Source organism: Streptomyces sp. RK62, assembly GCF_018070255.1.
GTDB classification, from domain to species: Bacteria; Actinomycetota; Actinomycetes; order Streptomycetales; family Streptomycetaceae; genus Streptomyces; species Streptomyces nigra.
In genome coordinates this window covers 569,181-578,623 of record NZ_JAGPYD010000002.1, presented here as the reverse complement: position 1 = coordinate 578,623, position 9,443 = coordinate 569,181, and the positions used below count along the sequence as shown (strand labels likewise).

Annotated in this window: 7 protein-coding genes; all 7 read right to left on the bottom strand. The window is 71.1% G+C overall.

The window, feature by feature from the left end; translation table 11 throughout:
• Window positions 1-145: 145 nt before the first annotated feature.
• Window positions 146-712: a GNAT family N-acetyltransferase gene (locus KBY32_RS06350; protein WP_210979159.1), complete on the bottom strand. Its 567-nt coding sequence runs from the start codon at window positions 710-712 to the stop codon at window positions 146-148.
• A gap of 76 nt (window positions 713-788) precedes the next feature.
• Window positions 789-1,637: a GNAT family N-acetyltransferase gene (locus KBY32_RS06345; RefSeq protein ID WP_055623238.1), complete on the bottom strand. Its 849-nt coding sequence runs from the start codon at window positions 1,635-1,637 to the stop codon at window positions 789-791.
• Between the two features lie 118 nt (window positions 1,638-1,755).
• On the bottom strand, window positions 1,756-2,913 hold the full coding sequence (gene ispG, locus KBY32_RS06340; RefSeq protein ID WP_055623239.1) for a flavodoxin-dependent (E)-4-hydroxy-3-methylbut-2-enyl-diphosphate synthase: 1,158 nt from the start codon (window positions 2,911-2,913) through the stop codon (window positions 1,756-1,758).
• 170 nt (window positions 2,914-3,083) lie between these two features.
• Entirely contained in the window at window positions 3,084-4,376 is a 1,293-nt protein-coding gene (locus KBY32_RS06335) for an RIP metalloprotease (RefSeq protein ID WP_210979171.1), read from the bottom strand.
• Window positions 4,377-4,384: 8 nt separating this feature from the next.
• Window positions 4,385-5,644, bottom strand: coding sequence for a 1-deoxy-D-xylulose-5-phosphate reductoisomerase (gene dxr / locus KBY32_RS06330; protein WP_210979158.1), 1,260 nt, complete (start codon window positions 5,642-5,644; stop codon window positions 4,385-4,387).
• A gap of 105 nt (window positions 5,645-5,749) precedes the next feature.
• Complete coding sequence (locus KBY32_RS06325) at window positions 5,750-7,684, bottom strand: acyl-CoA dehydrogenase family protein (RefSeq protein ID WP_210979157.1); 1,935 nt, start codon at window positions 7,682-7,684, stop codon at window positions 5,750-5,752.
• 258 nt (window positions 7,685-7,942) lie between these two features.
• On the bottom strand, window positions 7,943-9,388 hold the full coding sequence (locus KBY32_RS06320; RefSeq protein WP_210979156.1) for an aldehyde dehydrogenase family protein: 1,446 nt from the start codon (window positions 9,386-9,388) through the stop codon (window positions 7,943-7,945).
• Window positions 9,389-9,443 lie beyond the last annotated feature (55 nt).

Below are 9,443 nucleotides of genomic sequence, written 5' to 3'. Positions count from 1 at the left end.
GGATCAGGCCGGATCAGGGAGCGGGGTCTGGTGCCGTGCATCGCAAGGCGGAGGAGGGCGCCATGGCGGAGCCATGGCAACCGACGACAACGCGGCGAGGTGCGGCACCAGACCCCGCGAGCCCGGCCTGATCCAAACGAAGGCCCTAACGTCGCAGCGGCAGGGGGGCGCCCATCACGGCGTACGGCTTCGAGGCGCTGGGGAACAGGACGCGGCGGGCGAGGTCCTGGTAGCCGAGGGAGCGGTAGAGGCCGCGGGCGGGGCTCTCGATGTCGATCGCGGAGAGGATCGAGCGGGGCTCGTCGGCGCTGTCCGTGATGGTGGTGATCAGGGCCCGGCCCACACCGCGGTTCTGGTAGCCGGGGTGGACGTGCAGCTCGGTGATGACGAAGGAGTCGTCGAGCCAGTCGTCGAGGCCCTGGGCGCGCAGATACGGCTCGACCACCGTGGACCACCAGTGGCCGCGGCTGTTGGGCATGCCGTAGACGAAGCCGACGAGGCGGTCGCCCTCGGTGGTGGCGCCGAGGGCGCGAGCGCCGGGGTAGGTCATGTGGCGCAGGACGATCTGGCGGCGTACGGCGACTTCGTCGGCGCCGAGTCCGAACGCCACCGCCTGGACGGCGAGGGCCTCGTCGACCCGGGCCGGGAGGTCGAGGGGGCCGATCACGATGTCGTCGGGGTGGCGGCGGTGTGCGTGACCGGGAAGGCGCATGGTGGGGAGCCTACAAGCAATGACCTGCCGAGGTCGTGGTGCCGTCCGCCGTCGGCCGGCGGTCCGTACGGGCCGGTCAGAACAGGACGCTCATGAAGGCGCCGACCTCCTGGAACCCCACCCTCTGGTACGTCCGCCGGGCCGCGGTGTTGAAGTCGTTGACATAGAGGCTGGCGACCGGGGCCACGTCCGCGAGGGCGTAGCGCAGGACGGCGGCCATGCCGGGTGCCGCGAGTCCCTGGCCGCGGTACTCGGGGGCCACCCAAACGCCCTGGATCTGGCAGGCGCGGTCGGTCGCGGCGCCGATCTCCGCCTTGAAGACGACCTTGCCGTTCTGGTCGAGGCGGGCGAAGGAGCGGCCGGAGCCGACGAGTTCGGCGACCCGGGCCTGGTAGAGCAGGCCGCCGTCGCCCGCGAGCGGCGAGACGCCGACCTCCTCGGTGAACATGGCCACGCACGCCGGGAGGATCGTCTCCATCTCGTCCTTGCGGATGCGGCGGACGTACGGGTCCGGGGCGATGTCGGCCGGCATGTGGTCGGTGACCATGAGCGGCTGATGGGCGCGGACCTCGCGGGCCGGACCCCAGGTGGGTTCGAGCAGCCGCCACAGCTGGGCGGTGGGCTCGGCGGGCCCGACGATGGAGGAGCAGCGGCGGCCGGCCCGGCGGGCGCGGTCCGCGAAGGCGCGCACGGCGCGCGGGGTGGCGCAGATGGGGACGAGGTTGGCGCCCGCGTAGCACAGGGACGTCAGCATGCCGTCGTCGTACCAGCCCCACATCTCGCCGCCGAGGCGCCAGGGGTCGAGGCCCGCGACCTGGACGCGGGACGTCACGAAGGCGTTCGCGACCGGCTCGCGGTCGAGGACGGCGAGCGCGGCGTCCAGGTCACTCGGTTCGAGCACCCGTGAGGTGGTCTGGGTCAACACGTGCGGGGCCTCACGCTGGGGTTCTGCTGGTCCCCGCACTGTACCCGCGGAATCTGTGCCGTGCCGCCCCGCGGTCGTGACCGGTGGTCCCGGCCGGGGGCGGTGCCTGCGCGGGCGGTCAGCCGGCGACCGCGATGGAGGGCTCGCCGCTCGGGACGCCGTCGGCCTCCATCTGCTCGGCCAGCTTCATGGCCTCCTCGATGAGGGTCTCGACGATCTTGGACTCGGGGACGGTCTTGATGACCTCGCCCTTGACGAAGATCTGGCCCTTGCCGTTGCCGGAGGCGACGCCGAGGTCGGCCTCGCGGGCCTCGCCGGGGCCGTTGACGACACAGCCCATGACGGCGACGCGGAGGGGGACCTCCATGCCGGTGAGACCGGCGGTGACCTCCTCGGCCAGCTTGTAGACGTCGACCTGGGCGCGGCCGCAGGACGGGCAGGAGACGATCTCCAGGCCGCGCTGCTTGAGGTTCAGGGACTCCAGGATCTGCAGGCCGACCTTGACCTCCTCGGCCGGCGGGGCCGACAGGGAGACGCGGATGGTGTCGCCGATGCCCTGGGAGAGGAGAGCACCGAAGGCGACGGCGGACTTGATGGTGCCCTGGAAGGCCGGCCCGGCCTCGGTCACGCCGAGGTGCAGCGGGTAGTCGCACTGGGCGGCGAGCTGCTTGTACGCCTCGATCATCACGACCGGGTCGTTGTGCTTCACGGAGATCTTGATGTCCCGGAAGTCGTGCTCCTCGAAGAGCGACGCCTCCCACAGGGCCGACTCGACGAGGGCCTCGGGGGTCGCCTTGCCGTACTTCTGCAGCAGGCGCCGGTCCAGGGAGCCGGCGTTGACGCCGATGCGGATCGGGGTGCCGTGGTCCTTCGCGGCCCGCGCGATCTCCTTGACCTTGTCGTCGAACTGCTTGATGTTGCCCGGGTTCACCCGGACCGCGGCGCAGCCGGCCTCGATCGCCGCGAACACGTACTTCGGCTGGAAGTGGATGTCCGCGATCACCGGGATCTGCGACTTCCGCGCGATCGTCGACAGCGCGTCCGCGTCGTCCTGCGTCGGGCAGGCGACCCGCACGATCTGGCAGCCGGAAGCCGTCAGCTCCGCGATCTGCTGCAGGGTGGCACCGATGTCGGACGTCCGGGTCGTCGTCATCGACTGCACCGACACGGGGGCGTCCCCGCCGACCGCGACGGACCCGACCTGGATCTGCCGGCTCTTGCGGCGCTCGGCGAGCTTGGTCGGAACGGACGGCATGCCGAGAGAAATCGCAGTCATCTGCTGTGCAACCCCAAGTCGTGGATCAAGGTCCGGTCCCGTCAGCAGCGGGCTCCGGGCTTCGAGATTACGGCACCGGCGCACACGACCACACATCACGCCCCCGTAAACCCACTCGATGGAAGGCGGCCCGGGACTCGGAGTCCCGGGCCGCCTTCCATACCGTGCTGCTAGGAGATGGTGACCGGGTTCACGACGTCCGCGACGAGCACCAGCAGGGTGAAGCAGACGAAGATCCCGGCGACCACGTACGCGACCGGCATGAGCTTGGCCACGTCGAACGGGCCGGGGTCCGGCCGGCGCAGCACCCGCGCGAGATTGCGGCGCAGCGACTCCCACAGGGCGCCCGCGATATGGCCGCCGTCGAGCGGCAGCAGCGGGAGCATGTTGAACAGGAACAGGGAGAGGTTGAACCCGGCCAGCAGGAAGACGAAGGTCGCCAGCTGCTGCGACGCCGGGATGTCGAGGGTGGCGATCTCGCCGCTGACCCTGGCCGCGCCGACGATGCCCATCGGTGAGTCCGGCTCGCGGGGCCCGTCGCCGAAGGCGGCGTCCCACAGGGCGGGGATCTTGGAGGGCAGCGCCACCAGGGAGTCGACGGCGTCGCCGACCCGGTCCGACATCCAGGTCACCGAGTCGCCGAAGTCCTGTTTGACCACGCCCTGGGCCGCGCTGAAGCCGAGAAAGCCGGCCTTGACGTACTCGCCCTCGACGTAGGCCCCGCTCGCGTCCTTCTTCACGACCCGGTTGGTGGCGATCTTCGCTTCGAGGGTGAGCTCCCGGCCGTCCCGCTCGACGACGATCGGCACCTGCTTGCCGGCGCTGTCACGGATGAGGTCGGAGAGGGTGTTCCACTCCTCGGTACGCACACCGCCGAAGGCGACGATCTTGTCGCCGGCCTTCATGCCCGCGGCCTCGGCCGGGGACTTCGGGTCGGACGCCTTGCAGGTGTCGCGCTTCTCGGTCTGCGCGATGACGCACGGGGAGACCGAGCTGACCGTGGTCGTGTCCTGCTGGATGCCGAAGCCCATCAGCACGGTGAGGAACAGGCCGAACGCGAGCACCAGGTTCATGAAGGGGCCCGCGAACATCACGATGACCCGTTTCCACGGCTTGCGCGTGTAGAACAGGCGGTTCTCGTCGCCCGGCTTCAGCTCCTCGAAGGCCGCGGAGCGCGCGTCCTCGATCATCCCGCGCCACGGCGAGGTGGAGCGGGCCTCCAGCCGGCCGTCGGGGCCGGGCGGGAACATGCCGATCATGCGGATGTAGCCGCCGAACGGGATGGCCTTGATGCCGTACTCGGTCTCGCCCTTGTTCCGCGACCAGAGGGTCGGGCCGAAGCCGACCATGTACTGCGGCACACGGATGCCGAACAGCTTGGCCGTGGACAGGTGCCCCAGCTCGTGCCAGGCGATCGAGAAGAGCAGCCCGATCGCGAACAGCACTATGCCGAGGATGAACATCAGGGTCGTCATGCACGGGCCTCCGCCGTGTGTGCCGCCAGTTCCCGGGCCCGTGCGCGGGCCCAGGTCTCCGCTTCGAGGACGTCCGCGACGGTCAGCGAAGTTCCCGAGCGCGGGGTGCCGTGCTCCTCCACCACCCGCGTGACGGTCTCCATGATGCCGTTGAACGGCAGTGCGCCGGCCCGGAAGGCCTCGACGCACTCCTCGTTGGCGGCATTGAACACCGCCGGGGCCGTGCCCGCGAGCTCGCCCACGTGCCGGGCCAGGTTCACCGACGGGAACGCGTCGTTGTCGAGCGGGAAGAACTCCCACGTCGACGCCTTGCTCCAGTCGAAGGTGGGCGCGGCGTCCGGGACGCGCTCGGGCCAGCCCAGCCCGATGGCGATGGGGCCGCGCATGTCGGGCGGCGTCGCCTGGGCGATCGTGGATCCATCGGTGAACTCGACCATCGAGTGGACATACGACTGGGGATGCACGACCACCTCAATGCGGTCGAAGGAAATGTCGTAGAGGAGGTGCGCCTCGATCACCTCCAGCCCCTTGTTGACGAGGGTCGCGGAGTTGATCGTGATGACCGGGCCCATCGCCCAGGTGGGGTGGGCGAGGGCGTCCTCGACGGTGACGTCGGCCAGCTCGGCCTTGGTCCGGCCGCGGAAGGGGCCGCCGGACGCGGTGACGACGAGCTTGCGGACGTCCGCGCGCGAGCCGGACGCCAGCGCCTGGAAGAGCGCGGCGTGCTCGGAGTCGACCGGGATGATCTGTCCGGGCTTGGCGAGCGCCTTGACCAGCGGGCCGCCGACGATGAGCGACTCCTTGTTGGCGAGCGCGAGGGTGCGGCCCGCCTCCAGGGCGGCGAGCGTCGGGGCCAGGCCGATGGAGCCGGTGATGCCGTTGAGGACGGTGTGGCAGTCGGAGGCGGCGACCTGGGTGGCCGCGTCCGGGCCGGCCAGGATCTCGGGGAGCGGCTCCCCGGCGCCGTACCGCTCGCGCAGCGCGTCGCGCAGGGCGGGGACGACGTCCTCGCGGGCGACGGCGACGATCCGGACCTTCAGCCGGTGTGCCTGCTCGGCGAGGAGCGCGACCCGGCCGCCGTTGGCGGACAGCGCGGTGACCCGGAACCGGTCGGGGTTGCGCAGCACGAGGTCGATGGCCTGGGTGCCGATCGACCCGGTGGAGCCGAGGATCACCACGTCCTTGGGGCCGTCGCCCGCCAGGGGGTCGTAGACGAGGTGCGGGTCGGCGAGTGGGGAGGCTGGACTGTCGCTCATCCCCCCATTGTGGCCGTAGCGTCACGCGGACAGGACCGCGTGTCCCCATCCGGTGGGTGACGATGCGGTGAGGGGTCACCGCGGGCGGTGACCCCTCGGGGGTGGTCAGCGGATCGGGCGGTGGACGTTCTCGTGGGTGCTGGGGCCCGGGGTGGCGTCGGCGATCCAGACGCCGCCGTCGTCGGACGGGTCGACGATGCCCTGCTCCAGCCACTCGTACGTGCCGGACATCACGCCCTTGACGACCTTGCGGTCCAGGTCGTCGGTGTTGGACCACAGACGCCCGAACAGCTCCTCGACGCGCAGCCGGGACTGCCGGCAGAACGCGTCGGCGAGCTGGTAGGCCTCGCGGCCGTGCTCGCCGCGCGCCCGCAGGTGCTCGGCGCGGACACAGGCGGCGCTCATCGCGAACAGCTCGGCGCCGATGTCGACGATCCGGCCGAGGAAGCCCTGCTTGGTCTCCATCCGGCCCTGCCAGCAGGACATGCCGTAGAAGGTGGACCGGGCGAGCTTGCGGGCGGTGCGCTCGACGTACCGCAGATGCCCGGAGAGGTCGACGCCCTGCTTGAACTCGCTGTAGGTGTACGGCAGTTGCCCCTGCCCTGCGATCAGCTTCGGCAGCCACTTGGCGTAGAAGACACCGGCGTTCGCGCCCGCCTTCGCCTTGTCCTGGAGGGACTTGTCGGGGTCGATGAGGTCCCCGGCGACGGAGAGGTGGGCGTCGACGGCCTCGCGGGCGATGAGGAGGTGCATGATCTCCGTCGAGCCCTCGAAGATGCGGTTGATCCGCAGATCGCGCAGGACCTGCTCGGCGGGGACGCCTCGCTCGCCGCGCGCCCGGAGCGAGTCGGCCGTCTCGAAGCCGCGGCCGCCGCGGATCTGGACCAGCTCGTCGGCGATGAGCCAGCCCATCTCGGAGGCGTACAGCTTGGCGAGGGCGCCTTCGATCCGGATGTCGTTGCGGTCCTCGTCGGCCATCTGGGAGGCGAGGTCGGTGACTGCCTCCAGGGCGAAGGTGGTGGCCGCGATGAAGGAGATCTTCGAGCCGACGGCCTCGTGGTGGGCGAGGGGCTTGCCCCACTGCTCGCGGGCCGCCGACCACTCGCGGGCGATCTTCAGGCACCACTTGCCGGCGGCCACGCAGGACGCGGGCAGCGAGAGCCGGCCGGTGTTCAGCGTGGTCAGCGCGATCTTCAGGCCGGCGCCCTCGGGGCCGATGCGGTGGGCGGCGGGGACGCGGACCTGGTGGAAGCGGGTGACGCCGTTCTCGATGCCGCGCAGCCCCATGAACGCGTTGCGGTTCTCGACGGTGATGCCGGGCGAGTTGGTCTCGACGACGAAGGCGGTGATGCCGCCCTTGTGGCCCTCGGACTTCGGGACCCGGGCCATGACGACGAGGAGGTCGGCGACGACGCCGTTGGTGGTCCACAGCTTCACACCGTCGAGGACGTAGTCGTCGCCGTCGGGCACGGCGGTGGTGGCGAGCCGGGCCGGGTCCGAGCCGACGTCGGGCTCGGTCAGCAGGAAGGCGCTGATGTCGGTGCGGGCGCAGCGCGGCAGGAAGCGTTCCTTCTGCTCGGGGCTGCCGAACAGCTTCAGCGGCTGCGGTACGCCGATCGACTGGTGGGCCGACAGGAGCACGCCGATCGCCGGGGACGCCGAGCCGACCAGGGTGAGGGCCTTGTTGTAGTAGACCTGCCCGAGGCCGAGACCGCCGTACTTGGTGTCGATCTTCATGCCGAAGGCGCCGAGCTCCTTGAGCCCGTCGACGACGTCGTCGGGGATGCGGGCGTCGCGTTCGATGCGGGCGCCGTCGACCTTCGTCTCGACGAAGTCGCGCAGTTTGGCCAGGAACTCCTCGCCGCGCTGGGTCGCCTCGTCCGTGGGCATCGGGTGCGGGTGGATGAGGTCGAGGCGGAACCGGCCGAGGAACAGCTCCTTGGCGAAGCTGGGCTTGCGCCACTCCTGCTGGCGGGCCGCCTCGGCGACCTGCCGTGCCTCACGTTCGGTGACGGTGGGTTTGGGGGGTGCTGCGGACATGAGGCTCACCTCGTCGCGAATCGGGATCATGGGCCATTTGGCTACCGACGGGTGCTACCCGATCGTATGTACCCGATTACGGACGCCGCCACCACCCCGCGCGCAGCCGTTCTCCCGGCCCCTGCGGGCTCGCGGGGGCCGTCCGGGCCGGTGGGCACGCATACCGACGTCCGGCGGACGTCCTGGGCCGGACGGGTGGCACGCCGAACGGCCGGAGCCCCCGCACAGTGGGCTCCGGCCGTTCGGATCAGGGTGGTGTCAGAGGGCCAGCCCGGTCAGGACCAGGACCCGCTCGTAGGTGTAGTCGTCCATCGCGTAGCGGACGCCCTCGCGGCCGACGCCGGACTGCTTGGCGCCGCCGTACGGCATCTGGTCGGCGCGGTAGGACGGGACGTCGCCGATGACGACACCGCCGACCTCCAGCGCCCGGTGGGCGCGGAACGCGGCCTGCAGGTCGTGGGTGAACACGCCCGCCTGGAGGCCGTACTTGGAGTCGTTGACGGCGGCGAACGCCTCCGCCTCTCCGTTCACCTTCTGCACCGTGAGCACCGGTCCGAAGACCTCCTCGCAGGCGAGGGTGACGTCGGAGGGGACGTCGGTCAGGACGGTCGGCGCGTAGGAGGCGCCGTCGCGCTTGCCGCCCGTGAGGAGAGAGGCGCCGGCGGCGACGGCCTCGTCCACCCAGGTCTCGACGCGCTTGGCGGCGTCCTCGCTGACCAGCGGGCCGACGTCGGTGGCGTCGTCGTTGGGGTCACCGGTGACCTGGGCCTCGACGGCGGCGACGATGCGCGGCAGCAGCCGCTCGTACACCGAGGCGTCCGCGATGACGCGCTGCACGGAGATGCAGGACTGCCCGCCCTGGTAGTTGGAGAAGGTCGCGATCCGGGTCGCGGCCCAGTCCAGGTCCTCGTCGGAGGCGAAGTCGGCGAGCACGACCGCCGCGCCGTTGCCGCCGAGCTCCAGGGTGCAGTGCTTGCGCGGCACCGAGTCCATGATCGCGTAGCCGACCTTCTCGGAACCGGTGAAGGAGATGACCGGCAGACGCTCGTCCTGCACCAGGGCGGACATCTTCTCGTTCGGCACCGGGAGGATGCTCCAGGAGCCGGCCGGGAGGTCGGTCTCGGCGAGCAGCTCGCCGATGATCAGGCCGGACAGCGGGGTCGCCGGGGCCGGCTTGAGGATGATCGGCGCGCCGGCGGCGATGGCCGGGGCGATCTTGTGGGCGCACAGGTTCAGCGGGAAGTTGAAGGGCGCGATGCCGAGGACGACGCCCTTCGGGAAGCGCCGGGTGAGGGCCAGCCGGCCCTGGCCGCCGGCGTCGGTGTCGAGCCGCTGCGCCTCGCCGCCGTTGAACCGGCGGGCCTCCTCGGCCGCGAAGCGGAAGACGGACACGGCACGGCCGACCTCGCCGCGGGCCCACTTGATCGGCTTGCCGTTCTCGGCGGAGATCAGCCGGGCGATCTCCTCGGTGCGCTCGACGAGGCGCTTGCTGACGTGGTCGAGGGCGGCGGCGCGCACATGGGCCGGCGTGGCGGCGAACTCGTCACGGACGGCGTACGCGGCGGCCACGGCCTCCTCGGTCTGCGCGTCCGTGGGTACGCTGACCGTGCCGACGACACGGCCGTCCCACGGCGAGGTGACGTCGAAGCTGTCCTCGCCGCTGACCTGGCGGCCGGCGAGCCAGAAGGCGTGGGTGGAAGTCATAGGGATTCCCGGCCCTTCCGCGTTGGGGGTGTCCTGGTCTGTCGAGACCCACGGT

Coding starts and splice junctions, on each gene's coding strand:
- KBY32_RS06350 (WP_210979159.1), bottom strand. CDS start 712: ATGCGCCTTCCCGGTCACGCACACCGCCGCCACCCCGACGACATCGTG.
- ispG (WP_055623239.1), bottom strand. CDS start 2,913: ATGACTGCGATTTCTCTCGGCATGCCGTCCGTTCCGACCAAGCTCGCC.
- KBY32_RS06335 (WP_210979171.1), bottom strand. CDS start 4,376: ATGTTCATCCTCGGCATAGTGCTGTTCGCGATCGGGCTGCTCTTCTCG.
- dxr (WP_210979158.1), bottom strand. CDS start 5,644: ATGAGCGACAGTCCAGCCTCCCCACTCGCCGACCCGCACCTCGTCTAC.
- KBY32_RS06325 (WP_210979157.1), bottom strand. CDS start 7,684: ATGTCCGCAGCACCCCCCAAACCCACCGTCACCGAACGTGAGGCACGG.
- KBY32_RS06320 (WP_210979156.1), bottom strand. CDS start 9,388: ATGACTTCCACCCACGCCTTCTGGCTCGCCGGCCGCCAGGTCAGCGGC.